This window comes from Hymenobacter bucti (genome assembly GCF_042681145.1).
GTDB lineage: Bacteria > Bacteroidota > Bacteroidia > Cytophagales > Hymenobacteraceae > Hymenobacter > Hymenobacter bucti.
In genome coordinates this window covers 731,195-755,477 of record NZ_JBHUFD010000005.1, presented here as the reverse complement: position 1 = coordinate 755,477, position 24,283 = coordinate 731,195, and the positions used below count along the sequence as shown (strand labels likewise).

Here is a 24,283-nt window from a genome sequence, read left to right as displayed (position 1 = left end):
TTTTTTGCACCTTCAAAAGGCTCGTCTCACGGCGGGCCTTTTTTGTGCGCCAGTGCCCTAGCTTCGCCTTATGAAAACGTTGTATCTGATGCGCCATGCCAAGTCAAGCTGGAGCTTTGACGAGCTGAGCGACCGCGAGCGCCCCCTCAACGACCGGGGCCGCGACGATGCCCCCCGCATGGGCCAGGCCCTGGCCAAGCGCCACATCGTGCCCGCCCTCTTCGTGAGCTCGCCGGCCGTGCGCGCGCTGAGCACGGCCGTGCTCGTGGCCCGCGAGCTCGAGTACCCGCACGATAAAATAGTGGTGGAGCCCGCTATCTACGAAGCCGACCTTGATGAGCTGCTCGGCGTCATCCGCGGCCTGCCCGACGCGGCCGCATCGGTGCTGCTGACGGGCCACAACCCCACCGTGACCGACGTGGCCAACTACCTGCTGCCCAAGGGGGGCCTCACCAGCGAAATGCCCACGGCGGCCATCCTGTGCCTGCATTTTAGGGCCGATAGCTGGGCCGAAGCCGGGCCGGCCAACGCCGAGTTTTACTTCTACGACCATCCGCGCAACGAAAATTAAGGTCACCGCACGGTTACTATTTGGGCCCTGACTCAACAGCCGGGCCGGGCTACCGCGTAGAAGGGCGTTGAGCAGTTTCGGCCTGGTTATTGGGCGGGCGCTGCTCAATGCCCTTTTTCGTTTGCCTTATTAGCAAGTAGCTTGCTGCCAATTGATTATATGAAAACCCTGCCCCGCGACCTCAGCTGGCTGCGCTTTAACGCCCGCGTGCTGCAAGAAGCCCAGTGTGCTGAGGTGCCGCTGCTCGAGCGCCTCAAGTTCCTGGCCATCTTCTCGAGCAACCTCGACGAGTTTTTTAAGGTGCGGGTGGCCACGCTGCGGCGCTTGGTCAAGCTCAAGAAAAAAAACCGTAGCCAGCTGCAAGCCAAACCCAAGCGCGTGCTGGCCGAAGTTCTGGAAGAGGTGCACCGCCAGCAGGAAGAGTTTGGGCGCACTTTCCGCGAGCAGGTGCTGCCGGCCCTAGGCGAGGCCGGCATCCGGCTGCTGAGTGCCGAGGACCTGACCGAGCCGCAGCGCGCCTGGGTACAGCAATACTTCGAGAAGAGCGTGCGCGACCTGCTCTCGCCGGTGGTGCTGGATGAGACGCTGCACCAGCTTTTTTTGAAGGACCAAGCCGTGTACCTCACTTTCTTCCTGACCAAGCCGCAGGCGAAGGGCAAAAAGGCCGACGCCGAGCGCGTGGTGCTGATGGAGCTGCCCACCAAGCGCCACGGCAGCCGCTTTGTGCCGCTGCCCGGCGGCGCGGGCACCGCCGCCGACCCGTACCAAGTGCTGTTTCTCGATGATGTAGTGCGCGTGGGCGCGGCCAGTATGTTTCCGGCCTACGGAGAGGTGCAGGTCAACGCTATCAAGCTCAGCCGCGATGCCGAGATTGACATTGCCGAAGAAGTATCGGGCGACTTGCTGGCCAAAATCCGCAGCAGCCTGGCCAAACGCGCCACCGGCTACCCGGCCCGCCTGCTCTTCGACCCCGCTACGCCCAAGGAGGTGCTGCGCGCCATCAAGCAGAAAACCGGCATCGAGGATGAGGAGCTGGTGGAAGGCAGTCGCTACCACAATTTCCGCGACTTCTTCGGCTTCCCCAACTTCGGGCGCACCGATTTGCTGAACCCCGAGTGGCCCGAGCTGCCGCACCCCACGCTGCCGCGCACCGGCCTGCTGCTGCCCGCCATTGCGCAGCGCGACCACCTGCTGCACGTGCCCTACCAGTCGTTCGACGCTGTGCCGCGCCTGCTGCGCGAGGCCGCCGCCGACCCTAGCGTCAGCAGCATCAGCATCACGCTCTATCGCGTGGCGCCCAAGAGCGCCGTGGCCAAGGCCCTGCTCAAAGCCGTGAAAAACGGCAAGCAGGTAACGGCTGTGGTGGAGCTGAAGGCGCGCTTCGATGAGGAAAGCAACATGCACTGGGCCGAGAAATTGCAGCGGGCCGGCGCGCACGTCATCTTCACGCCGCCCGAGCTCAAGTGCCACGCCAAGCTGCTGCTCATTGCCCGCCGCGAGGGCGCCGACAATGCGCTGCGCCGCTACGCCTACCTCAGCTCGGGCAACTTCAACGAGGCCACCGCCGGCCTCTACGCCGACCACGCGTTGTTCACGGCCAATGCCGAAATCGCGGCGGAGGTCGACCAGGTGTTCCGCTACTTCCAGACTGGGGAGGAGCCCACCCAGCTCAAGCATCTGCTAGTGGCGCCCTTCACGCTGCGCAAACAGCTGCTCAAGCTGATAGCGGCGGAAATGGCCAACGCCCGCAAGGGTAAGGAAGCCTACATCTTGCTGAAAGTGAACTCGCTGGAAGACCCCGGCATGATAGCCGCGCTCTACGAGGCCAGCCAGGCCGGCGTGCGCATCGAGCTACTCATTCGGGGTATCGGTAGCCTGGTGCCCGGCGTGCCGGGGCTGAGCGAAAACATCAGCCAGCGTGGCCTGCTCGACCGCAACCTCGAGCACGCCCGCATCTACGTCTTCGCCAACGGCGGCACCGAGAAAGTTTACCTCTCGTCGGCCGACTGGATGACCCGCAACCTCGACCGCCGCGTGGAAGTAGCCTTCCCAATACCCGACGAGGCCCTGCGCGCCGAAATTCGCCAGCTGCTCGACCTAGAGCGCGCCGACAACATAAAAGCCCGTGACTTTGATAACCACTTGCTGCTGTCGGCCGAGGGCGAGCCCCCCGTGCGCACGCAGGAGGCGCAGTACCAGTATTTGAAGAAGCTGGCCGGGCGCAAGCGGGCCAAGAAGTAGGAAGTACCGTGGACCCTGCGGGTCCGCGAGTGGAGCGAAACCAGCCGGCTTAACTCACTAGTGGACCCGCAGGGTCCACGGTACATTACCGCCGGATGCCGGCTTTCTCCAGCAGCTTGCTCGGGGGCACTGCAAACAGCTCCAGGCTCACGTAGGGCGCCCCGCCCAGCTTGGTGCGGATGATGCGGTCGCGGTCGGCATTGGTGCGGTCGAAGGCGTCGAAGGCGTAGTTGTAGCGGTAGCCGCCCTCGGCCCCCAGCCACAGAAAGGACAAGAGCTCGCGCTCCCAGCGCAGCCGAAACTTTACTTCCGTTTCGCGCAACTCTAGGCTGCGCAAGGGCTGCTTGCCAGGACCTAGGGGCAGCTCCTGGCGCAGTGCCACGATGTAGTTGAAGCCATCGACCGAGTAGCCGGCGTAGAACAGCGAGCGTTCGGAGGCATTGTAGCGCACCGATACGCGGGCCGGGAACAGCGCCTCCACCCCCCAGTGGTCGTTGAAGGTGCGGTTGTAGATAATGGCGGGGTACAAGCTCAGCCGCCCGAAGGTGTAGCCGTACTGAAAGCCCACGCCCCACGAAAAGCGCGGGCTGCGCTTCCAGCCGTAAAAGGCTTCGAGCGAGCCCCGGAAGTAGTTGGTATTGCCGATGTCAGTGCTCGAGGTATAGTCGCCCGACAGCTCGCCCTTCACCCGCGCCAGGTACCAGTGCACCGCATCGACGGGCCGGATAACGGCCAGCTGCACCCCGGTGCTCTTCAGGCCCTTGTTCTCAATATTGTCGAATAAGCCGTAGCTGGTGGGCTGCTGCTGAAATTTAAATTCTTCCCGGTCATAGTTCAACCCCACGATAACCTTGAGGTGGGGCCGGTTCCAGGCCGGAATGTAGCCTTTGAAAATGAGCTTGCCGTTGCGCTTAGCGTCGGTGTTGTAATCGCTCACGCCGGCCACCTGGCTCGACGCGGCCACGCTAAACGGCGTGGTGCGCTCGTAGTGCAGAATGATGCCCTTGCTAGGACCCATGCCGAGTACCGAAGGGTTAGCAAACTGCTGTTTATCAGTCAGGTCGGGCGAGTTGGTTGCCGAGTCGACTGCCGTGGGCGCCGGCGCCGGGAAGATGCGCGGCACGTCTTGAGCGTGGGCCTGCACTGCCAGGGCAAGCAGGCCGGGCAACAGGTATTTCTTTGTGCAGAGGGAGGTAGTGTAGAACGACATAAGCAGGCCGAAGCCCCGCCACTTGCGGGAACCGGCCTGCTTACGTGAATATCGGGTGAAAGGCTGAGCTAAGCGGAACCCTAGGTAGTGTGCGGCATTTCCGCGGGCCGCGAGAGTAGCTCGGCAACACGCCCAGTACGCTCACAACCAAGAAGGTACTATGCGCTCTCTGGTTGCTGGCAAAGCCAAAATCTTCGGCACCGCGAGGCTCTCTAGCGTATCCATGTGGCACAGGGTGGTAGAGCCGCTGGCTTGTCCCTGACGGAGACTGAGGCCACGAGCGGCACGTAGGAACAATCAGTAAAAGCGTGTTGGCGCCGGGAGATGGGCTTTTGCCTAGCGCCAGGAACTAGTATAAGGCAGGGATAAAAGACTACAGAATAATGCTCTCGCAGAATGAGTAGCTAGTCACAAAGGATATTGCAGAAGCTACTATGGCTGCGCCCCAGCAAAACAGCTCCGTAAGAGACATCTTACGGAGCTGTTTTGCTGTGTTTTTGAGCTAGCTCAATGGTTAGCGGCGGGGCATGGTGCCCTGGGGCTTGCCCACCTTAATAACGCCCTTGCGGCCCTTCGACTGCTGCTTGCGCTTGAAGCGCTGGTGATAGCGCCAGCGGCCAATGACGCCCATGCGCCGGTAGCGCTTGCGCGCGTCGCCGCGGTGCTTGTAAGCAGTGTAGCGCGGGCGGTGGTCGGCGGCCGGGGCCGCCGGGCTTTCCACTACCAAGCTCAGCAACATAAATAGCAGCAGCAGAAATTTAGGCATATGCGTAAGACTGAATTAAGTATACGGGCCAGCGTGCCCAGGGCAGGACCCTGCCTCGGGAAGACCCACCACCGATAGTATACGTTGAGCCTACCCTAGGCGGATTGAAATTCTTTTAAGCGGGGTTGTCGGCATCGCCGATTTTGCCGCCATCGTTGGCTGCGCTGGGGGCGGCGTTGCCGGTGCCGTAGTCCGTCTTTTCGTCGGTCGTGTTCTTCGGCTGGTTTTTGTGCTCTTTATCCGAGCCGCCGCCGGTGTTTTCCGAGTCGGCGTTGGCCTCGTCGCGGTGGCTGCTGCCTTTGGCGCTGCTGGTCGAGGCGCTGCCTTGTTGACGTTGGCTGGCTCCTGCCGTGTCGTCGGTATTCTGGGGCGCGTTGCCTTGCTGTTGGCTGGCGGTGCCCTGGGCGTTCTCGGGGCGGGCGGTGTCAGTACCGTCGTTGGCGGCGTCGGCCTGGGTGCGGCTGTGTTCGTTCTGGCTCATGTGTGGGGTGGGGAAAGGAAAAGTAGTTGAGTGCTATACGCGGCCTAGGGTGGGTGGTTGGGTTCAAAAGCACAGTACTAAGTCGTTAATCGGTCCCTAAAAAGTTAAAAGCCCTGGCTACATCAGTAGCCAGGGCTTTTAACTTTTTAGGGACCGATTAACGACTTAAAACAGGAAGTCAAACCCGACAAACAACAGCCGCTCTTCGCCCACTGAGTACGTGAGGTTAATAACAGCCTGGTCGAGCACGTTGACAAACACGCCGCCGCCGAAGCCCGAGTGGAAGGCGCTGATGCCCGTGCGTGTGTCGTTGGGCGAGTACACGCGGCCCGCGTCGGCGAGGCCCATCACGCCGAAGGTGCCGGGGAAGAGGTAAGCGTTGAACTTGAATAGGTGCAGGCGCGCCTCAAAGTTGCCGTAGAGCGCATCGCGGCCCGCGAAACGGGTGCGGCGGTAGCCGCGCAGGTTGGTGGTGCCGCCCAGAGTGTTAGCCTGGTAAAAGCGGTAGTCGCCGATGTTGTGCTGCCAGCCCACGCGGCCGGCGTAGGTGAGGCGGAAGGGGAAGTTGGGCGTGAGGTAAGCTTTCAATTCAGTGGCGAAGCGGCCGTAGGTGAGGCCGGTGCCGTTGAGCTGGAAGTTATACTGCATCTCGTTGTGCCACTGAATGCCGATGCGCGGGTCCTTGGGGCTCGACTGTGCGCCGAAGTCCAGGTAGGCCAGGGCGCCTAGGTAGGTGTTGGCCTGGAAATCGGAAGCCCGGATGCCGAAGCGGCGGTTCTCATAACCGGTCCCGATGCTGTCGCGGATAACCGAGCCCACTTGGTCTTGCTCGACCCGGAAGCGCTCGAACTGCGGCCCAAAGCCAATCTTGCCAAACGAAAACAGCTTGCGCTCGAGCGTAGGGGCGATGTAGAGGCGGTCAAAACGCACCCGGTACGCACTGTTGATGGAGCGGTTGGTAGCCTCGTCGCCGTTTTCCACGGCGTAGTTCTGGGTGTTGTTGCCGATGCCGAAGAAGTTGTAGAGCAACTGCGGGCCGTAGTACTGCGCCGCGATGTGCAGGTCGGTTTTGCCACCAAACACGCTCGTGAACTGCCCCAGGTAGCGTAGGTTAAACGCATCGCGGGCCGGGGCATAATTAGCCGTCAGGCTCTGCTCCGAGCTGAATGGCTCGCGGCGGAAAGCGTAGCGCCGGTGCGTGACGCCGCCGCCAAGAAACACGCCATCGTCGATGTTATATCCCAGGTACACGGCCGGCCCGGTGTAGTTGAGGCGGTAGTCCTTGAGGTCGAAGCGGTGCGGGTGGTCGTAGCGGCTCACGTCCACGCCGGGCTCGAGGCGCAGGCGGGCCTCGCCCAGGCGGTTCTGAATAACGTTGCCGGTGTCGGCGTCGTAAATCTGGGTGCGGTGCCGGAAGCCCGCCACCCGCGAGTTGTCGATGATGCTGTCGCGCCCCGTGCCGCCAATCACCCGGATTTTGTGGCCCTGGCGCTCGTCGCCGGTCAGGTCGTACACGTCTTTACCGCTGATGCCGTAGAGACGGATTTCGTCGGTTTTGCGGTCGAAGGTGCGGTCGTAAAGCACTTTGGTCAGCTCGCCCTTCTTGCTGATTTTCTGCATCACCACGTGCGTTTTGTGGTCGGGCAGGCGCGTTACGGTGAATTTCTCGTTCTTCTGCGAGCCGCGCACCTCCACGATGTCCGCCATTAGGTCGGCATACTTGGCGGCTACGTCGGGCAGCAGGTCGCGGCGGCTCTTGAGCTTGGCCACAATCTCGGCGCCGTGCAGCTTGTAAATCTCCTTAGGCCACTTTTCGGCAAAGGCTTTTTCAATCACCGCATCCGTCAGCTGCGCCTTCATGATGTTGGCCTGCTTCACCCACTCTTCGCGGCTTACGCCGCTCAGGTACAGGCGGTCATTACTAAGGCCGGTTTGGTTGAGGCCCTTATAATCGCCGTAGTCCGAGCCGAAATTCTGGAAATTGCGCACTGCAAACTTCCGCGAAATGAGTGAGGGCAGCACGCCATCACCCTTGAAGAACGCGATGTCGCGGTCCTCAGGCACGGCCGTGAATATCTTGTCACCATCCTTGGTCTTGCGCTGGGCCCAGCGCCACTGGTCCTCGTGGCGGTCCCAGTCACCTATCCACATATCAAACAGGCGCGAGCGGGCGAAGGCCGGCTGGTCTACCTTGTTATCGTTGTCTTGCAGCAACTCTTCGAGCATCTTGTCGGTGCTCACCAGCTTCTTGGCGAAGCCTAAGGAAGCGTCGTTGTCCTGGCTGCCCTTGGCGTCTTCCTCCAGCGCGGCGGGCTTGTTGGCAAACGTCTGTTGGTACTGCCCTAGGGCCGGGTCGCTGGGGATGTATACCAGGCGCGGGTTGGTGTGCAGGATGCCGGCGGCCGTGGCCAGCGGCGGCAGCACAAACGAGGCGTAGGGGTGCTGCGCCGAAATCTGGTCTTGCAGCACGGCCAGCGCCAGCCCGGTGCGGAAGCCCTCGGGCAGCACCGCGGTGGGGTCCTTATCGATGCCGCGCACCGTGAAGTAGTAGCCGTCCTCGTTACGCACTTTCAGCGAGGCGGTTTGCTTGCCGCCGCCTAGCTTATAAGGAATCAACCCGCCCTCGGCGGTCTTGATGTCGAGCACCGGAAACTTGACTGGCGTGGCCCACTCGGCGCGGTAATGGTCACCGAGCAGCCAGTTGTGAAAGCGGCCGTGCTCGGCGTAGATGGGGTTCACGGCCACCGTCACGGTGCTGTCTTTGTAGTCGGGGCGCTTGGCGTCGGAGGTTACCACGGGCGCACCATCGGGGCGGCCGCTGGCCTGGGCGGCGGCGGCTTCTAGGTCGTCTTTGCTTTGGTTGCCCTTGCGGGTGCGGCCGGTGCCGGCCGGGGCGCTGGTGCCCTGCACTGCGCCGGCGTCGGGCTTCAGCGTATTCACGGCGCCGCCGGGGCCTTTGGTGCTGGCTGTGGCCGCGCCGCGCCCTAGGTCGGCGTACACTTGCTGGCGGTACACCACGTGGGCGCTTTTGCCCTGGTCGCTGTCATTGGGTACGATAAACTCGACCCACACCTGGCCATCGTCGTAGTAATTGAGCCGGGCGTAGCCCTTTTCCTTATCCGAAAATAGCGCGTCGCCCTGCACGCCGGGCTTCACGTGCTGGGTCTTGCAGCCCGAGCCGCTCGTGATGTAGTGCCCCGCGCCCACGTCGATGTACTGCAAGTTGTGCTCGTGCCCGTTGGCGTAAATGACGTTCGGGTACTTGGCAAAAATGTCGAGCAGGTTCTTCTTGTACGCCTGGTAGGCCGGGTGCGGAATATCCTGCGAAATGCCGCCGTATTTGCGCGCCAGCGGGTATATCGAGCCAATGACGGGCAGCGGCAGAAAAGCGTATTTCTGCACAATGCTGAGCGGAAACACGTGGTCGGCAAACGTAAAATAACCCCCGTGGATGCCATCTGAAAACAGCGGGTGGTGGGTCACAATCAGAATGTGCTTGTTCTTATTGCGCTTGATAACTTCCTCCAGCTGCGCGTAGACTTCTTCCGCATTGTTGGCGCCGCAGAGGTCGCCGTAGGGCCGCAGCTCCTGGGGCGTGATGAACCACTGCGAGTTGATGGCAATCATCACTAGGTCGTCGCGCAGCGGTATTTCGTAGGGGCCGGGGCAGCCATCGCGGGGCACCAAGAAGTCGCCGGTGTAAGAGAACGCCGTCGAGTCCTGGGCCAGGTAGTGCTCGGCGTAGGCCTGCTCGCGGTTTACCTGGGCCAGGCCGCCCTGGGTGCCCTGTATCCAGTCGTGGTTACCGGGCGTCATGTATTTCTCGCCCTTGTAGCCCTTTAGTATATCGAGCTGCGTGTTCAGGCGCCCCTCGGCAATCTTGCGGTCGTAAGCGCCCTCGGGCGGCATGCCCTGGTTGTAAATATTGTCACCTAGGAACACTACCGAGCTGTTGGCGCCCATGTGCAGCATCTGCTGGCGCATGAAGTTGAGCGAGGGCTCGCCGCCCTTGGCCGCCGGAATGGGGCTGCCCACATCGCCAATCAAAAACACCGAGTAGCGGATGCGGCCAGAGTCGGGCGGCACGTTTTTTTGCCAGCCCACGGCCTTGTCGCGGTAGTTGGGCTTGGGGTTGGCAGGGTTGAAGTCCGACTCACCGGCCTCGCCTAGCTCCTCCAGCTGGGCGTGGGCCGCGAAGGGTAGGGTAGCTAGTAAACTGAAAAATAGCGCTAAGCGAAAAAGTATGGGCATAACTAAAGCAGAAAAAAGAGGCGAGGGCGCCGGCAACTACAGCGTAGCTACCGGGTGGGCTGGGCGGTAGCTACGTGAAATTTAACCCGCGTAGGTCGGTCCCTACGCAAAGGTCGCTCTCACGGTTGAGTCTATCTCAACCCCTAGGGCGTGCTTCGCGTTGAAAGAGCGGCGAGCGGCCCGAACTTTGGGCCATTCCTTGCTAGTTATCGCATCCTTATGGCTACTACTACCTTTCCTGCTCCCGAAGCTGAGGTGCCGGCCGACGCGCCCGCCTTGCCGGCCGCGGCCGCCAAGCCGCCCAAGCCGCCCAAGTCAGAACCCTCGGCCCTGGTGCAGCAGGCCCAGGCCCACGTGGAGCCGCTGCTCAAAAACGACATCGACCCGCGCTTCACCTACCACACGCTGGCCCACACCGCCTACGTGGTAAAGCAGGCCCACGCCCTGGCCGATACCGCCAAGCTGGACCCCGCCGACACCGAGCTGCTGCTCGTGGCCGCCTGGTTTCACGACCTAGGTTACCTCGACACCTACGACGGCCACGAATACAAGAGCATGACGCGGGCCGAAACCTGGCTGCGCGAAAAGCAGGTAGACCCTGCCCGCATCGAGGTGATAAAAAACCTCATTCGCATCACCCACCGTGACGAGGAGGCTACCACCGAGCTCGAGAAGATGATGGGCGATGCCGACATGAGCAACCTCGCCGCCGAGGATTTCCGCTCGCGGGCCGAGCTCATCCGCACCGAGTGGGAGCTGGCGCTTGGTAAATCGTACAGCAACCCCGAGTGGGCCGAGTTGCAGCTCAACTTTATGCTGGCGCATAAGTACCAGTCGGAGGTAGGCAAGGAGCGCTACAAGAAAGCGCTCAAGGCCAACATTGAGGACCAGCGCGAGTACTTCAAAAAAACCGAGAAGAAGGCCAAGAAGAAGGAAAAGAAAGCCACCGATACGTTTGCCGAGCCCAAGCGGGGCATCGAAACGATGTTCCGCACCATGTATTCCAACCACATGAAGCTGAGTGACATGGCCGACAAAAAAGCGGGCATGATGATACAGCTCAACGCCGTTATTCTTTCGGTCATCATCACCTACTTAGGGGCCAAGTCGTCGATACTAGCGCCCACGGGCAACGCCAGCTTCACGCGTAATCCTATTCTAACGGTGCCGATGGCCATCCTGCTCATCACGGCGCTGGGCTCGGTTACCACGGCCATCCTCTCGGCCCAACCCGATGTCACAAGCTTCAAATGGCTGAAGAAAAACCCCGAAATCGCCAACAATCGACGCGTCAACCTCTTGTTCTTCGGGCAGTTCACTAAGCTCAGCCTGCAGCACTTCCAGGAAGGCATGCGCGAGCTGATGCGCCAAAAGGACAACCTTTACACCAATATGGTCACCGACGTCTACTACCTAGGTGAGGTGCTCGACCGCAAGTATAAACTGCTGCGCGTGAGCTACTCCATTTTTATGGTCGGCCTGATTCTCACCGCCTTGTCCTTTGCGATAGTGTTGGCGTATAAGATGTAGGCATTTCAGGCCTACCTAGGTACGGTGTACCTTTGCGCACTGGCTGCGTAGTTCAAGGGATAGAATAGGCGTTTCCTAAACGCTTGATAGCAGTTCGAATCTGCTCGTGGCTACATAGTTACGCATGATAAAGCTTCGGCTTTGTTGATTATAAAATGGCTTCAAACCTATTAGGTTTGAAGCCATTTTATTTGGGGTGAGCTGTACGTCTTACAGCCGGAACTGCGCCCCTACCTTGATGCCGAAGTTGCGCGGGGCCGGCTCATCAATGCCAGTGGGGGCGGCATTGCGGTAGGTGAGGCGATGAATAAAATCGACCCGGATGAACTTGAAAATGTTCTCTACGCCGTAGCCTACTTCCACGTAGGGTAGCTTGCCCAGCGCAGCCAGCGGGGCTTGCGGGCGGCCCTGCATATCGAGCGGCTGGCGCTGATTCTTGGCGCTCAGGCCCCCGTAGAGCGCGTTGGCGGTGGCTACCAGGCGCCAGTTGAGGGCACGTACACCGGGTATGGAGTTCAAAACGATGCCCTCAAAATGATGGTCGAGCCGGAGCGACACCGAGCGGTCGGTCACGAACTCGTAATAGTTCATGAGGTTGAAGGCGTTGGCGTTGTAAAACGGCGTTTGGTTGCCGAGCGGAATCTTGAGAAACAGCGCCGGCAGGCGGTCGGGGGCGTAGGCACCCTCGGCGCGGTAGTTGAGGCGACCTAGGTGGCCCAGCGACAAGCTGTGGCTCACGAGCAGGTTGTACTTCTGGTAGCGGGCGTCGCTGTTCGTAAACAAGTCGCGCGCCCCGATGGTGTAGCGAAACGTAAACACCGGCAGGCGCTTGAGGCCGATGGGGCGGCGGCGGTTTTCGGCCTGTACCTGCGTTTCGTCGGGCGCGTAACGCGATTCCAGCACTACCTCCGACAAGGTGATGTCGGGCACCACCCGGTCGTTGCGCCGGTACACAAAGTCGTTGAGCAGCTTGATGTTCTGCTCGCGTACCGTGATGGTTTGGGTGAAGCCGTGAAATAAGTCGCGCTGAATAGACAGGGTCATCAGGTCGCGCAGAATGGGCTTGCCCTGAATGAAGCGCCCCCAGCGCGTAGCGGCCAAAAAGAGGTTGTTGTCGGTTTGTAAAAAGTCGTTGTCGAGCAGCGCGGCCTGCTCCACATCGTGCCGAAACTCGCCGGTGAGCACCGTCCAGTGGCGGCGCTCGGCAATGTAGCTCGACCGCACGCCGTACTTAATGCGGCCGTCGCGGGTGCCGTAGGCTAAGTACACCTGCGACACGGTATTGCGGCTGAAGCCCGGCGTGGTGCGCAGCCCAATGCGAAAGCGATTGCCTTCGTAGTCGTTGTGGGCGTAGGTGTTGATGATGGGCCCGAGTTCAAATTTGCTGTTATTCTCGCCGTTGCCTATACGCTTATAGCCGTTGATAAACAAGTCTATCCAGTCGAGGGTACTGCGCACGGAGGGCAGATTGCGGGCCGAGTCGAGCACCGAAAAGGTTTGGCGCTCACTCAGGCTTAGGGTGTCGGGCCGGTTTTTATCGAAGTAGCCCTCGGTGGCCCCGGTGGGTAGCATGCCGCTTAGCAGCCCGCTGGCTTCGCCGTCCTTGCCTGGCTCCATGATGGTCGAGACGATGGGCTGGTCGTAGAAAGCGGCATCACGCGGCTGGTTGCGCACAAAGCCCGAATTGACGGTGGTGAAGCGCACGCGCAGGGCGGCCTGCTTTTCGTAGGGCCGAATGCCCATTACCAGGCGGGTGCGGGCCGCCAGGCCGGGGCCGTCGGTGGGCGGCGTCAAGTCCTGGTAAATGCGCAGGTCACTGACAAAGTTGATGTTGGACTGCTCGCTGGCTACCAGGTCGAGGCGACGCAGGGCGTATCCTTCGGCCGTTATCCAGATGGTGCCCTTAAACGACAGGTCGTGCGGGCGCTTGGGCGCCACGGCCAGCTTGTAGCACCAGTCTCTGCCCACAAATACCGAGTCTTGCAGGTCGTAGTCGTAAGTGAGGCGCCCGCCCTCGGCGATGGGCGAGATAAAATCCTTACCTAGGATGTTCTGCCAATTAGGATAAAAGTCGAAGTTCTGAAAGTTGGAGCCCAGCATCTGGCTCAGTACCGAGCCCTCGCGGGGGCCGGCGCCGCGCATCTGCTTGTGCAGAATGTCTTCGCGGCGGCGCAGCGGGCCGTACTTCTGATACACTTTGGAACCCACCTCCGAGGCAAAGAGCGGCAGTGGGGCATCAGGGTCAGCGGCGGCGGCGGCCCCCCGGCGCACGGCCAGCGCCCGGATGTCCTTTACCACCTTGCGGTTGGCCATGGCCTTCGGAATGTCGGCCATGCTCACCTCAATGCGGTTGTATGACTCAAACTCGGCGGCCGTGAGGGCGTTGCGCTCGTTCGCTTTCTTATGCCGCTGCACTTCGCGCAGAATGCGGAAGGCGGGGTTTTCGCCGGGGCGTATCACCACTTCGCCCAGGGCCACTCCGCCGCCTTTTTTGAGGCGGAACAAGATGGTTTGCTCGGGCAGGTTGCTCAGGCGCTTGCGCTGCGTAGTAAACCCCAGGGCCGACGCGGCGAGCGAATCGGGCGAACTAGTGAGCGAAATTTTGAATTTGCCTTCTAGGTCAGCCGTGATGCCCGCCGTCGTCTTGGGTACAAAAATGGACGCAAACGGCACCGGCTCACCCGACTGCGCCTCCACTACCTGGCCCGTTACCAATATTCGTTGGGCAGCCGCCGGCAGCACCCCCACCAGCAGGGCAACCAGCAGTAGCAGAACGGTTAATTTCATAGAAATATGTAATAGCAGCGGGGTAAAGTCAAACGAGTTACGCCCGCAAGTTACGCAAGCGCCAGCCAGCTACAAGTAGTTCCAGCAGCTCTTCTTTAAGTCCGTCCTTTCAAGTCATAAAGCATCTATAAAACAGCTTGCTAGGCTATATGACAAAAGCCAGAATGCGCCCGTAGTGCGCGGGCTTTATCCAACGCAAGCGCCCCTGCCAAAGGGAATATACTCTTCGGCAGGGGCGCTCGTTGTGACAAGAAAAATGGCTATACTTCGACCTTTAGCGTGGCGGGCCGCTCGGTTACTTCAAACAGCTCGCCGTGGGGCACAATGGTAATCTGACCGTATTCTTCCAGTAGCATCTTGTAGGCTTCGGCTACGGGCCGGGGCTTGCGGTCGAGGTCAAAAAGGCCGCAGGCATTCACGGTGCCCTTCTTTTCAGCCAGGCCGGTTTCCCAGTCAATCTGGTCGATGAGCGAATACCAGGTGAAGCCCAGTACGGGTACGCCTTCCTTGCGCAGGCGCAACACGTTGACCCACTGCTTCCAAAGCCAAGTTGGCGCCTGCTTGGCGTCGAACACGTTGGTTTCGGTGTGCATTACCGGCTTTTTGTAGCGCTGGTAGTAGTCGTGGGTGATGGTAGCCCAGCCCAGCACGTCCATGCTGGTGCAGATTTCACCGTTAGGCAGCATTATCTTTTCGTTGCGGCCGTAGTAGTCGTTGCCCATTATCTGGTATCCGGGGGGCTCACCGGCCATAAACCAGTCATACTCTTTGCGGGTCATCCCGTTGTCGTACAAGTAGTTTACCACCTCGCCCTCCGGCTGGTGCGCGTAGAGCAGGTCGAGTGAAGTAAAGCGCAGCAGGTTCTCAAGCTGCACGGCGGGCGTGCGCTCGGCATGCAGCTCATGGATGAACTCGGCCGATTCGCTCTGCACAATCACGCAGTCGGGGCGGTGCTTGGCAATCTGCTGCGTGCCCATGATGCTGGCCGCCGCGCAGTGCTTGAGCGCCGTCACAAAGGCCTTATCTGACTTCAACTGCTCATTCCAGACGCCATCCTTGGCACTGGAGCGGGCCGTGATGTAAATCTCGTTTACCGGCGTGTAGTAGCGCACCCAAGGGTAGCGCTTGGCCACCTGCTCACAGTAATCGGCAAAGTGGATGGGTAGCTCGGGATTCTGAAAATTGCCTATCCAGTCGGGTACCCCGAAGTGCATCAGGTCCAGAATGGGCGTGATGCCCAGGCGCTGCATCTCGGCCATGGCCAGGTCCGCAAACTCCCAGTCGTACTTGCCGGGCGCTTTTTGGATGGAGTAGTAAGGCAGGCCGTAGCGCAGCACCCGCAGCCCCATTTCCTTCACCAGCCCTAGGTCCTCCTTATAGCGGTTGTAGTGGTCACACTCGGCCAGCATATCGCGCCGGGTCTTACCATTATCAATGGTCGGGTAGCTGCACTCGATGCCGGTGGCAAACATGAAGTTGTTGGGCAAACCGGTGGGCAGCCCTTTGCCGTTGTGCCCGCGGGCGCCGCCAAACTGGTCGCCCTCGTAGTTGCCATCACCAAACTTGGTGATTATCTCAGAGAGAAAGGATTTCATTTTTTAGCTGTTAGCCACTAGCTGCTAGCTATTAGCTACTGTTAAGTAGAATTTTGTAGCCAGAAAAAGCCAACAGCTAGCAGCCATTAGCTAACCGTTTACTTAAGGCTCGCCAAAAACTTGTCGGCCGTGCGCAGGCTCAGGGCCATGATGGTCAGGGCCGGGTTCACGCTCAGGGCACTCGGGAAGGTCGAGTTATCGGAGATGTAGAGGTTGGGCACGTCGAAGGCGCGGCCGTCGCGGTCTACCACGGCATCGTCGCCGCTCAGACCCATGCGGGCCGTACCAATGACGTGGGCGTAGCGGTCAAACGACCAGATATCGGTGGCGCCCGCCGCCGCCCAGATGTCGCGCATGGTTTTTTCGGCGTGGGCTGTCATGCGGACTTCGTTTTCCTGGGCCGTGAAGTGGATGCGCGGCTTGCGCACCTGCTTGCCGTCCAGCTCGTCGCTCAGCTCTAGGTAGTTGTCGGCGTGCGGCAGGCAATCACCCAGGATGTTGATGCCCGCGATGTGGTTAAACTGTTGCATATAGTCGCGCAGCGCCTTACCCCAGAGTTTGCGCCCACGCGCCGTTTGCCCGGCAAACGTAACCGGCATTACCCCAATGCTTTGCAGCAGGTAGCCGCCCACAAAGTCAGCCCCCTCGGGCCGGTGGGTATCCTGCGAAATCAGGCCACCAGGGATACCCTTGGTGGGCCGCACTTCCTCGGGGAAAGTGCCCCAAACCTGGATGCCGGTGTGGGCCATCAGGTTGCGGCCGACTTGGCCGCTGGTCAGGGCCAGCTCGTTCAGCAGCAGCAGACGCGGGGTTTCCACGGCCCCGGCGCACAGGAAAAGGTGCTTGCACGCGATGCGGTGCGTCTGGTCATTTTGGGTATACACCACCGCCGAAACCAGGCCCTGGGCGTTGCGCTCAATCTCGGTCACGTAGCTATCGGGCCGAATATCAGCTCCGTACTTCACCGCCAGCGGAATGTAGGTCACGTCCATGCTCGACTTGGCCCCGTTGGAGCAGCCGGCCTGGCAAAAACCCCGGTTGGTGCAAGCCTGCCGCCAGCCCACGCCCTCCTGGAAGAAGGGTGCCGACAGCGCCGCATTGGCGGCCGGCGAAGTGCGGATGCCCATCTTCTCGGCCCCGCGCATCATCAACTGCGCAGCGCTATTGAGGGGTAGCGGGGCCATGGGGTAGCCCTTGGGCCGCGACGGGCCCCAAGGGTAAGGGGTAGGGCCCGAAACACCGATAAATTGCTCTACCTCTTCAAAATAGGGCGCTAGGTCATCGTAGGTCAACGGCCAGTCTTCGCCCACGCCAAAGTCGGTTTTCAACGTTAGGTCGTCGGGCAGCGGGCGGGGGGTGTAGGCGGTGTAGTGCAGCGTCGAGCCACCCACGCCGGTACCCGAGTTGTTGCGGCCCATGGCCAGCGGCGTGCCGCCGGCGGCCAGGCGCTCGTCGTTCCAGAATAGGAAATCCTGCGCTTGTTCGTCGGTGGCAAAATCTGTTTCGGGCTTGTGCCAGGGGCCGGCCTCCAGGGCCACCACTTTTAGGCCAGCTTGCGCCAAGCGGGCTAGCAGTGGCGCGCCGCCCGCGCCCAGGCCAATTACTACGCAATCAACCGCTTCCGCCTCAGCTAGCGTGGGCTGCTGTTCTTCCTGGGGCGCGTCGGCGGTCTGGTTATCAGCTAATATTTCGCGTAGCAAGGGGTCTTGCACAGTGGTGTCCAGGGGAGTAGCTACTCCTTCTTCAGCAATTTCTTCGTCGGGCATTTTGGCAATTAGTGAATGAGTGAATGAGTGAGTTGGCGAATGGGGAAATAGTATGTCGGTCTGACATTCACATATTTACTCATTCGCTCATTCACTTACTGTTCCCGTGCTTCTTTTTCGTTGAGACCGATTTTGGTCCAGCCGGGCAGGTCGGCGTAGCCGGTGTAGCCTATCTCGTCCTGCGCCCAGGGGTGGGCGTAGTAGGTGGCGCTGAGTTCGGCCAGCATTTCCTCAAAAAAGCGGTCAGCGGTCAGCGTTTGCCACGCCTCGCCGGGTGGGTTGCCGCTGGCTAGGGCCTCGATGACTTTATCTTGCTGAGCGGCCTCAAGGTGCTCAAAATCAGCTTTAAATAGTGCCTGCGCAATTTGCTCGATGCCGCCCAGACCTAGGCGATACGCCTCACGGTCAGGGGGCAGGGCATCGTAGCGCCAGCCGTCCGAGCGGCCCACGGCTAGGCGCTGGTCCACGGCTGGGGCCAGCGGAATGGGCACCGGGCGCTCGGGCTGCGGAAACAACCGGGCCGCCACGGCCACTAGCAATTGATAGGTTTCGGGGGCAAAAAACTGCGGCTCGTAGCTGGCCGCCTGGTTGGTTTCGGCCAAACGCTGCGTGAGCGCGGCGCGGGTGGCCTCCGATACGTGGGAAGTAGGCAGCAGCTCCTGAAAAGTCATACGTTGCTTGAAAAAAGAAAGCGGACTATTGGCTGCCAATCCGACCTGGAAAGCAGCCAATAGCCCGCCGGCTTATAAGAACGTGTAAACTCCGCTGTTTGTTACTCGTCGCTGCTGAGCTTGCCGCCCGTGACGTGCACCAGCGCGCCGGTCATAAACGAGCCATCTTGCGAGGCCAGTAGCACGTAGGCCGGGGCTAGTTCCTCGGGCTGGCCGGGGCGCTTGAGCGCCACCTCGTGGCCAAACTTCTCAATCTCGTCCATTGGCATGGTGCCCACGATGTTGGGCGTCCAGACCGGGCCGGGGATTACGGCGTTCACCCGGATGTTTTTCTCGCCTAGGTACAGCGCCAACGACTTGGTGAGGGCGTGGATACTGGCCTTAGTGCAGGCGTAGTCCACCAGAATCGGAATGCCCACGATGCCCACGATGCTGCCAGTATTGATGATGCAGTCGCCGCTTTGCAGGTGCGGAATCACGGCCTGCGCCATCCACATGTAGCCCAGAATGTTCGTGTCGAACGTGCGCCGAATCTGGGCCTCGGTGATGTCCTCAAACTTCTCCTGCGACGCCTGAAAGGCGGCATTATTGACCAGAATGTTCAGGCCGCCCAGCTCCAGGCGCACCAGGCGCACCGCCTGAAATGCCTGCTCGCGGTCGCGCACATCGAGCTGCAACACCTGGCACTTGCGGTTTTCCTGCTCGACCAGGCGTTTGGTTTCGGCCGCATCTTCCTGGTTTTCATTGAATAAGATGGCTACGTCGGCGCCTTCTTTGGCAAAAGCCACCGCCACGGCGCGGCCAATGCCCGAGTCAGCCCCGGTGATGAGGGCCACTTTGCCTTCGAGCTTGCCGGCGGCGCGGTAGGCGGCTAGGCTCGACTGCGGCTGCAGTTTCATGTCGGCTTGCTTGGCAGGATAAGGCAGCTTTTGGGCGTGCTCCTTCATCTCGGCAGCCGTGGGGCGTTTGGGCGGGGTAGGGGCAGAATCTGATTTCTTGGTAGACATAAAAAACAGGAGCAATGGAGTGTGTGCCTTGCTTACGCAAAAACGGCACCTAGGGCTAGTGGCGCCGCCCAAAAATGCGCGGGGCCAGCAAGGCGTAAACTGCTCCGCTAGTGGTATAATTTTTAAAAGGTTGGCGGAGTACTAGGAGGTTATATAATTGCTAGTTATCAGTTTTTAGATGCGATTATGACCAGCTAAATAAATCTGGTGGCAAGCCCCAAAGCAAGGGCGACTTAGTACCTTGCGGAGTGTTACGCTTATCCTATTTTAACTTCCTAATAGAGTGCTACTTTATGCAGAAATTATTACTCGTCCTGCTGGTATTTAGTCTGTGGTGCGCCCGAGTTGCCGAGGCCAATCCTAGGGCCGAAGAGCCGCCCCGCCTGAGCGGCCAGTGGCAGGGGCCGCTAAAGGTGCCCGGCGGCTCGCTCACGCTGATGATAACGATAGTGCCTCTCAGCAACGGCACGTATTACGCGGCCCTCGACGTGCCGCAGCAGCGCATCAGCCGCATGCCCGTGGAGGTTGAGCTCAAGGGCGACGACCTCACGCTGCGCATCGAGCAGGCGGGCAGCCACTTTGAGGGCAAAGTGCTGGCTGGCGGCGCCCAGCTCAGCGGCACCTGGCAGCAGCCGGGCCTCAAAACCGACCTGGTGCTGGAGCGCAGCGCCGCCCCGGCCGCCGCCCAAGCCGCCAAAAAACTGCGCCTGACGCCGCCCTACCGCGAATCGGAAGTGACATTCCTCAACCCCACGGGCAAGTTTAAGCTCAGCGGTACGCTCACTATCCCTAGTGGCGAAGGCCCGTTTGCGGCCGTGGCGCTGCTCTCCGACTCGGGGCCGCAGGAGCGCGACTGCGATTTGCAGGGCTACCACTTGTTTGGGATTCTGGCCGACTACCTCACCCGCCACGGCATTGCCGTGCTGCGCTTCGACGACCGCGGCGTGGGCCGCTCGGGTGGCGACTACAGCCGCGCCACCACCGCCGACCTCGTGGCCGATGCGCAGGCCGCGCTGGCTTTCCTGCGCAAAACGCCCCTCATTGCGCCCCAGCAAGTGGGCTTGCTCGGGCACGGCGAAGGCGCTAACGTAGCGCTGCTGGCCGCGGTGGCCCCGCAGGACGGCCCGGCCTTTGTGGCCTCGCTGGCGGGCTACGGGCAGCCCGGCCGCGACGTGCTGCGCCGGCAGCAAGGCGAGATTATGCGCCTCATCGGCACCGACGGCTCCCAGATAAAAGCCGCCCAGGCGCTTTACGACCAACTGGTTGACGCTGTGCGCCAAACCCCTAATAACACGGCCGCTCGGGCCAAGGTCGTAACGCTGCTGCGCAGCAGCAATACCGCCCTGAGCGAGAGCATGGCCCGCGCCCGTGCGGCGGAGCTGACCTCGCCGTGGTCGCGGTATTTTATCGACTTCGACCCCGCCCTGCGCCTGCCGCAGGTGCAGTGCCCGGTGCTGCTGCTCAGCGGCACCGCCGACTTGCAGGTGGCGGCGGGCCGCAACCTGGCCGTGCTGCAAAAAGGCTTGCACCTGGCCCACGTGCCCGTGGAGGCGCATCGCCTGCCGGGCGTCAACCACTGGTTTCAGCCCGACCCGGCCGACTGGCCCATCGTGGCGGGCGAGCGCCAAGCGGCCTTCTCGCCCGCCGGCCTCGACTACCTGCACCAATGGCTGCTCGAGCGGGCCAAGCTCGCCAAAGTACCTCTGCCGGTTACGGTGCAACGCCCAGTTGCGGTGCCCAAGCCCGCCGCCCGCGCCCGCACCAAGCGCAGCACCGCGAAAGCCTAGCGAAAAGCCTCCAGCAGCACTAATTGCTTAGGGCTGCTGGAGGCTTTTCGCTAGGTAGCTTATCAAGTGGTGGTTGGTGCGATGAATAGCTGGTTGCAATAAGTTGATTAGCGGCTTACCAAGGCAGCTGCTCTTCATTGTGGAAGTAGCCGCCCGTGGGGCCGTCGGCCGGCAACAGGGCCAGGCGTACGGCCGTGCGGGCTCCTTCCTGCACACCGAGTTGCGCGCCGGGGCCACCTAGGTCGGTTTTGACCCAGCCCGGATGGGCCGCGTTGACCTTGATAGGCGAGTTGGCAAGGTGCTGGGCCAGCACCACGGTCAGCATGTTCAACGCGGCCTTCGACGAAGTGTAGCCCGGCGTGGCCCAGCTACCGCCCTGCCCCGCACTAATGGTGGCCAGCGACCCTAGGATGCTGCTTTGGTTGACGATGCGCCCCGCCGGCGCCTGGCGCAGCAGCGGCAGCAAAACCTGCGTAATGGCATAGGGCCCAATAACGTTGGCCTCGTAGGTCTGGCGCAGCGCGTCGGGGCTGGTCTCGAAGCCCGTATCGAGCTGCACCCCAGCGTTATTCACCAGGATGTCGAGCCGGCCGAAGGTATCTTGAAAGAAGCCCGGCAGCGCCGCAACGTCGGCGGCGTTGGTCACGTCGAGCTCCACGGCGCGAGCGTCGAGGCCCTGGGCCCGTAGCTCGGCGGCGGGCGCTTCGGCCTTGCCCTGGCGGGCGCCGAGCACCACGGCCACGCCCTGATGGCCTAGTTGGCGGGCTATTTCCAGGCCCAACCCCTTGTTAGCCCCTGTGATGAGGGCGACTTGCTGCGAATGTTTTTCCATGACAAGCTAAAGCGGCTCGCTCGGCAGAAAGTTGTCATCTAGGGGCCAGCAGCGTTCAAAGCGGCACCTAGAGCGGTTTACTGGTCAAGAGCTACCAGCGCGGATTCTATAATTCGCGTTTCCACACGGTGCGTAGGCGCGGGCTACAAGAATATGCGCTACTGCCCAGCCCTCATACTAACTCTAACTCCGAAACTCGACCTAGGCACTTAGTAATCAAACCCACAGTTGAAGCAGTGGTGCGTTTGGCCCTGGGCAAAATAGTGCCGCAGCCGCGCCAGCAGCGTGGGCAGCCACGAAGCGGCATTCACGGGCTCGGCCGGTGCTTCGGTGGTTACGTCGGCCGAGCCGCAGCGCGGGCAGGTAGTGGCCGAGTGGGGCTGCTGAGCTGGCCCGGCCAGGCCGCCGGGCACGGCCTGCATCAGCGGGAGCTCGCGCAGCACTTCGGTGGCCTGGGCGGCATCGCGCTGGTACACGTGCAGGCGCACTCCGCCCGCCACCGGGCTGTACATGCGGTTGAGCGACACCAGGTTTTCGTTGGTCAAAAAGCACGGGATGCCCGCCGCCTCCAGCTTGGTGCGCGCCATGTGTGCCGCCAAGGGCTCATAATACGAGTCGAGCACGATGATATTCTCCTGCCGCGAGGAGCCAGTGCCAGTAGACATGGGCATAGCTGTGGCCAGCTAATAAGGGGTGAGGCGGCCCACTTGGCCAGCGTTGCCGCTAGCCAAGTGGACCTAGGTGCTTCAAAAACAATACTTACGGCTTTTTGGTGGCAGTGCGCAGGTCTTTCGCCGTGCGCCCGGCGCGCAGCGCGGTAAATTCGGCCTGCCACGCCCGGATGCGTACCTCTTCGCGGGCGGGCAGGTCGAGGCGCACGCGGGCCAGCTGGGCGTTGAGGCGCTGGTAGGCCGCCTGCGCGTAGTCCCAATCGCGCAGCTGCCAGGTAGCGCGGTGCGCGCGCGTGGCCCGCAGCAGCTGCCCGTAGGCCCCCGCAATGGTGGCCGGGGTGAGGCTACTGACTTTGGTGTTGTAGCTGCCGAGCAGCTCCTGGTTTACCCGCTGCTGGCGGCGAGCATCGAGGGGCACGGCCCGCCGGGCGTGGTTGGCCGAGTCGAAGCGGGCTACCTGCCGGCCCACCCGCCGCAGGGTGCGCCCCGACGTCCGGGCGGCGGTATCGAGCTTCGTGAGCTCTTGGCGCACAGCCGCTTGGCGCTCGCGTGGGGTCGAGTCGCAGCCCGCCAGCCCGAGCGAGGCCAACCCCACAAGCAGGGCGCAGCCACTACTAAAATAGTTTTTCATACCCCCAACTTACAGCCCAGTGCCCGCCCACGCTAAATTTTAGGAGCATTCCGTCCGTCACGGCTGCCCCGTGCTATGCCCAGCGGCGAGTAAGGCTAGCGCTTTTTCATGCTGAAGTTGAACGGCAGCTCGTACTCCACGGCCACCGCATGCGAGCCCATGCGGGCGGGCACCCAGGTTTGCGGAATGGCGCGGGCCACGCGCATCGCCTCTTCATCGCACGAGCGGCCCACGCGCTGCGTAAGGCGGTAGCCTGCCACGTGCCCTAGGGTGTCAAGCTGGATGGTTACGGTCACCTTGCCCTGAAGGGCGCGCTCCTGCGCTTCCTGCGGATATACGAGCTGCGCCATGTGGTAGCCCAGCACCCCCGCCCCGCCCACAAACATGGGCGGCTGGTCGGGCTGCATGTAGCGCCACTCGCCCGGCTTCACCTCGGTGAAGTAAGTGGCGTAGGGTACCTCCCGAAAAAAAATTAGCTTGTTCTTGTCGTGGTCGTAGCGCTGCACCACCACCTGCTGCCCGGTCGCGGTATAACCAAAGTATTCCCACACGCCTTTCTTTTGGCCTTTCTCCATCGTACCCTTCTGGTACTTTGATAGCTGAGGGACTTGGCCAAATGCCGATTGGCTGGTGCATAACCCTAGTAATAGCCCAAAAATCAATAAAGTACAGTTCCGTATCATAAGAGTGCAGTTAGGCATAAACTAATTAATTGTATCTCGATTATTTGGCGGCTAAGATATAAAAGGAGCTCCCATACTAGAATGAAGTTGTCTTGTTTTTAGTCAATTTCCATAAAAAAAACCGCTGGCCATTTCCTGGTCAGCGGTTTTTCATTTAATACTAAGATAACACCTAGGGCATCAGCACTTTATTCACTACGTGAATGACCCCGTTGCTCTGCATCACATCGGCGATGGTAACGGTCGAGATTCCCCCTTTTTCGTCCTTTAGCTCAATGGTTTTCGGGCCTTTCATCATGGCCGTGAGCGTGCCGCCGCTTACGGTTTTGAGGGTAGCCTTACCACCCCCATCCTTGATGGCTTTCTTCAAGTCAGCCGAGGTCATGCGGCCGGCTACTACGTGGTAGGTCAGGATTTTGGTGAGCGTTTCCTTGTTTTCGGGCTTCACCAGGGTGTCTACGGTGCCAGTGGGCAATGCGTTAAAAGCCTCATTAGTAGGGGCAAATACGGTGAACGGACCCGGGCCTTGCAGGGTCTCTACCAGGCCGGCTGCTTTTACGGCGGCTACCAGCGTGGTGTGGTCTTTCGAGTTAACGGCGTTCTCCACGATGTTCTTCGTGGGGTACATGGGCGCGCCGCCCACCATCACCGTTTTAGCCTTCTGGGCCGAGGCCGATTGGATGGTGCCGGCACCGAGCAGGGCCACCAGGGCCAGCGAAGCAAAAGAGAGTTTCATGAAACTAGGAAAAAGAAAAGTTGGAATGCGTGTGGGGCACCTACGGTCCTGCTTCCAAGGTTGGATT

The 24,283-nt window shown here is 61.0% G+C and carries 18 protein-coding genes and 1 tRNA gene; 5 read left to right on the top strand and 14 right to left on the bottom strand.

Going from position 1 to position 24,283, the window contains the following annotated elements; translation table 11 throughout:
• The first annotated feature begins 70 nt into the window (after positions 1-70).
• Positions 71-571 carry a SixA phosphatase family protein gene (locus ACFSDX_RS15210; RefSeq protein ID WP_382314996.1) on the top strand — a complete coding sequence of 167 codons (501 nt, stop codon included), beginning with the start codon at positions 71-73 and terminating at the stop codon, positions 569-571.
• Positions 572-730: 159 nt separating this feature from the next.
• Entirely contained in the window at positions 731-2,812 is a 2,082-nt protein-coding gene (gene ppk1, locus ACFSDX_RS15205) for a polyphosphate kinase 1 (protein ID WP_382314995.1), read from the top strand.
• Between the two features lie 85 nt (positions 2,813-2,897).
• Here the strand turns inward: ppk1 and ACFSDX_RS15200 are convergent, their stop codons facing one another.
• From ACFSDX_RS15200 to ACFSDX_RS15185, 4 genes are all read right to left on the bottom strand, one after another.
• Complete coding sequence (locus ACFSDX_RS15200) at positions 2,898-4,022, bottom strand: DUF6268 family outer membrane beta-barrel protein (RefSeq protein WP_382314993.1); 1,125 nt, start codon at positions 4,020-4,022, stop codon at positions 2,898-2,900.
• A gap of 514 nt (positions 4,023-4,536) precedes the next feature.
• The gene (locus ACFSDX_RS15195; RefSeq protein WP_382314991.1) at positions 4,537-4,788 is read right to left on the bottom strand and encodes a hypothetical protein; all 252 of its coding nucleotides are present in this window, start codon (positions 4,786-4,788) and stop codon (positions 4,537-4,539) included.
• A gap of 115 nt (positions 4,789-4,903) precedes the next feature.
• Positions 4,904-5,269 carry a hypothetical protein gene (locus ACFSDX_RS15190; protein WP_382314989.1) on the bottom strand — a complete coding sequence of 122 codons (366 nt, stop codon included), beginning with the start codon at positions 5,267-5,269 and terminating at the stop codon, positions 4,904-4,906.
• 165 nt (positions 5,270-5,434) lie between these two features.
• Entirely contained in the window at positions 5,435-9,520 is a 4,086-nt protein-coding gene (locus ACFSDX_RS15185; RefSeq protein ID WP_382314987.1) for a metallophosphoesterase, read from the bottom strand.
• A 219-nt stretch (positions 9,521-9,739) separates the two neighbouring features.
• Between ACFSDX_RS15185 and ACFSDX_RS15180 the strand changes: the two genes are divergently transcribed.
• Positions 9,740-11,050 (top strand): Pycsar system effector family protein, encoded by a 1,311-nt coding sequence (locus ACFSDX_RS15180; protein ID WP_382314985.1) that lies wholly within the window; start codon positions 9,740-9,742, stop codon positions 11,048-11,050.
• 41 nt (positions 11,051-11,091) lie between these two features.
• A tRNA-Arg gene (locus ACFSDX_RS15175) sits at positions 11,092-11,163 on the top strand.
• A 97-nt stretch (positions 11,164-11,260) separates the two neighbouring features.
• Here the strand turns inward: ACFSDX_RS15175 and ACFSDX_RS15170 are convergent.
• The 5 genes from ACFSDX_RS15170 to ACFSDX_RS15150 all read right to left on the bottom strand — a co-directional run bounded on the left by ACFSDX_RS15170 (position 11,261) and on the right by ACFSDX_RS15150 (position 18,876).
• Entirely contained in the window at positions 11,261-13,837 is a 2,577-nt protein-coding gene (locus tag ACFSDX_RS15170) for a DUF5686 and carboxypeptidase-like regulatory domain-containing protein (protein WP_382314983.1), read from the bottom strand.
• A 260-nt stretch (positions 13,838-14,097) separates the two neighbouring features.
• Positions 14,098-15,432, bottom strand: a complete 1,335-nt coding sequence (locus ACFSDX_RS15165; RefSeq protein ID WP_382314981.1) for a family 1 glycosylhydrolase — start codon at positions 15,430-15,432, stop codon at positions 14,098-14,100.
• Positions 15,433-15,530: 98 nt separating this feature from the next.
• Positions 15,531-17,198 carry a GMC family oxidoreductase gene (locus ACFSDX_RS15160; protein ID WP_382314979.1) on the bottom strand — a complete coding sequence of 556 codons (1,668 nt, stop codon included), beginning with the start codon at positions 17,196-17,198 and terminating at the stop codon, positions 15,531-15,533.
• Between the two features lie 95 nt (positions 17,199-17,293).
• Positions 17,294-17,869 (bottom strand): gluconate 2-dehydrogenase subunit 3 family protein, encoded by a 576-nt coding sequence (locus ACFSDX_RS15155; RefSeq protein ID WP_382314977.1) that lies wholly within the window; start codon positions 17,867-17,869, stop codon positions 17,294-17,296.
• Positions 17,870-17,970: 101 nt separating this feature from the next.
• The gene (locus ACFSDX_RS15150) at positions 17,971-18,876 is read right to left on the bottom strand and encodes an SDR family oxidoreductase (protein ID WP_382314975.1); all 906 of its coding nucleotides are present in this window, start codon (positions 18,874-18,876) and stop codon (positions 17,971-17,973) included.
• Between the two features lie 293 nt (positions 18,877-19,169).
• Here ACFSDX_RS15150 and ACFSDX_RS15145 point away from each other — a divergent pair, with 293 nt between their 5' ends.
• Positions 19,170-20,663: an alpha/beta hydrolase family protein gene (locus ACFSDX_RS15145; protein ID WP_382314973.1), complete on the top strand. Its 1,494-nt coding sequence runs from the start codon at positions 19,170-19,172 to the stop codon at positions 20,661-20,663.
• A gap of 115 nt (positions 20,664-20,778) precedes the next feature.
• On the opposite strand, the gene ACFSDX_RS15140 is transcribed toward ACFSDX_RS15145, so the two are convergent.
• The 5 genes from ACFSDX_RS15140 to ACFSDX_RS15120 form a co-directional block, all read right to left on the bottom strand.
• Positions 20,779-21,495 (bottom strand): SDR family oxidoreductase, encoded by a 717-nt coding sequence (locus ACFSDX_RS15140; protein WP_382314971.1) that lies wholly within the window; start codon positions 21,493-21,495, stop codon positions 20,779-20,781.
• Positions 21,496-21,704: 209 nt separating this feature from the next.
• Positions 21,705-22,166, bottom strand: coding sequence for a putative signal transducing protein (locus tag ACFSDX_RS15135; protein ID WP_382314970.1), 462 nt, complete (start codon positions 22,164-22,166; stop codon positions 21,705-21,707).
• 88 nt (positions 22,167-22,254) lie between these two features.
• Positions 22,255-22,797: a hypothetical protein gene (locus ACFSDX_RS15130; protein WP_382314968.1), complete on the bottom strand. Its 543-nt coding sequence runs from the start codon at positions 22,795-22,797 to the stop codon at positions 22,255-22,257.
• Between the two features lie 95 nt (positions 22,798-22,892).
• The gene (locus tag ACFSDX_RS15125; RefSeq protein ID WP_382314966.1) at positions 22,893-23,372 is read right to left on the bottom strand and encodes an energy transducer TonB; all 480 of its coding nucleotides are present in this window, start codon (positions 23,370-23,372) and stop codon (positions 22,893-22,895) included.
• Between the two features lie 280 nt (positions 23,373-23,652).
• Positions 23,653-24,216, bottom strand: a complete 564-nt coding sequence (locus ACFSDX_RS15120; protein ID WP_382314964.1) for a fasciclin domain-containing protein — start codon at positions 24,214-24,216, stop codon at positions 23,653-23,655.
• Positions 24,217-24,283 lie beyond the last annotated feature (67 nt).

Excerpts from the sequence above, each read along its gene's own strand:
- ACFSDX_RS15210 (WP_382314996.1), top strand. The coding sequence starts at position 71 with ATGAAAACGTTGTATCTGATGCGCCATGCCAAGTCAAGCTGGAGCTTT.
- ppk1 (WP_382314995.1), top strand. The coding sequence starts at position 731 with ATGAAAACCCTGCCCCGCGACCTCAGCTGGCTGCGCTTTAACGCCCGC.
- ACFSDX_RS15200 (WP_382314993.1), bottom strand. The coding sequence starts at position 4,022 with ATGTCGTTCTACACTACCTCCCTCTGCACAAAGAAATACCTGTTGCCC.
- ACFSDX_RS15195 (WP_382314991.1), bottom strand. The coding sequence starts at position 4,788 with ATGCCTAAATTTCTGCTGCTGCTATTTATGTTGCTGAGCTTGGTAGTG.
- ACFSDX_RS15190 (WP_382314989.1), bottom strand. The coding sequence starts at position 5,269 with ATGAGCCAGAACGAACACAGCCGCACCCAGGCCGACGCCGCCAACGAC.
- ACFSDX_RS15185 (WP_382314987.1), bottom strand. The coding sequence starts at position 9,520 with ATGCCCATACTTTTTCGCTTAGCGCTATTTTTCAGTTTACTAGCTACC.
- ACFSDX_RS15180 (WP_382314985.1), top strand. The coding sequence starts at position 9,740 with ATGGCTACTACTACCTTTCCTGCTCCCGAAGCTGAGGTGCCGGCCGAC.
- ACFSDX_RS15170 (WP_382314983.1), bottom strand. The coding sequence starts at position 13,837 with ATGAAATTAACCGTTCTGCTACTGCTGGTTGCCCTGCTGGTGGGGGTG.
- ACFSDX_RS15165 (WP_382314981.1), bottom strand. The coding sequence starts at position 15,432 with ATGAAATCCTTTCTCTCTGAGATAATCACCAAGTTTGGTGATGGCAAC.
- ACFSDX_RS15160 (WP_382314979.1), bottom strand. The coding sequence starts at position 17,198 with ATGCCCGACGAAGAAATTGCTGAAGAAGGAGTAGCTACTCCCCTGGAC.
- ACFSDX_RS15155 (WP_382314977.1), bottom strand. The coding sequence starts at position 17,869 with ATGACTTTTCAGGAGCTGCTGCCTACTTCCCACGTATCGGAGGCCACC.
- ACFSDX_RS15150 (WP_382314975.1), bottom strand. The coding sequence starts at position 18,876 with ATGTCTACCAAGAAATCAGATTCTGCCCCTACCCCGCCCAAACGCCCC.
- ACFSDX_RS15145 (WP_382314973.1), top strand. The coding sequence starts at position 19,170 with ATGCAGAAATTATTACTCGTCCTGCTGGTATTTAGTCTGTGGTGCGCC.
- ACFSDX_RS15140 (WP_382314971.1), bottom strand. The coding sequence starts at position 21,495 with ATGGAAAAACATTCGCAGCAAGTCGCCCTCATCACAGGGGCTAACAAG.
- ACFSDX_RS15135 (WP_382314970.1), bottom strand. The coding sequence starts at position 22,166 with ATGCCCATGTCTACTGGCACTGGCTCCTCGCGGCAGGAGAATATCATC.
- ACFSDX_RS15130 (WP_382314968.1), bottom strand. The coding sequence starts at position 22,797 with ATGAAAAACTATTTTAGTAGTGGCTGCGCCCTGCTTGTGGGGTTGGCC.
- ACFSDX_RS15125 (WP_382314966.1), bottom strand. The coding sequence starts at position 23,372 with ATGGAGAAAGGCCAAAAGAAAGGCGTGTGGGAATACTTTGGTTATACC.
- ACFSDX_RS15120 (WP_382314964.1), bottom strand. The coding sequence starts at position 24,216 with ATGAAACTCTCTTTTGCTTCGCTGGCCCTGGTGGCCCTGCTCGGTGCC.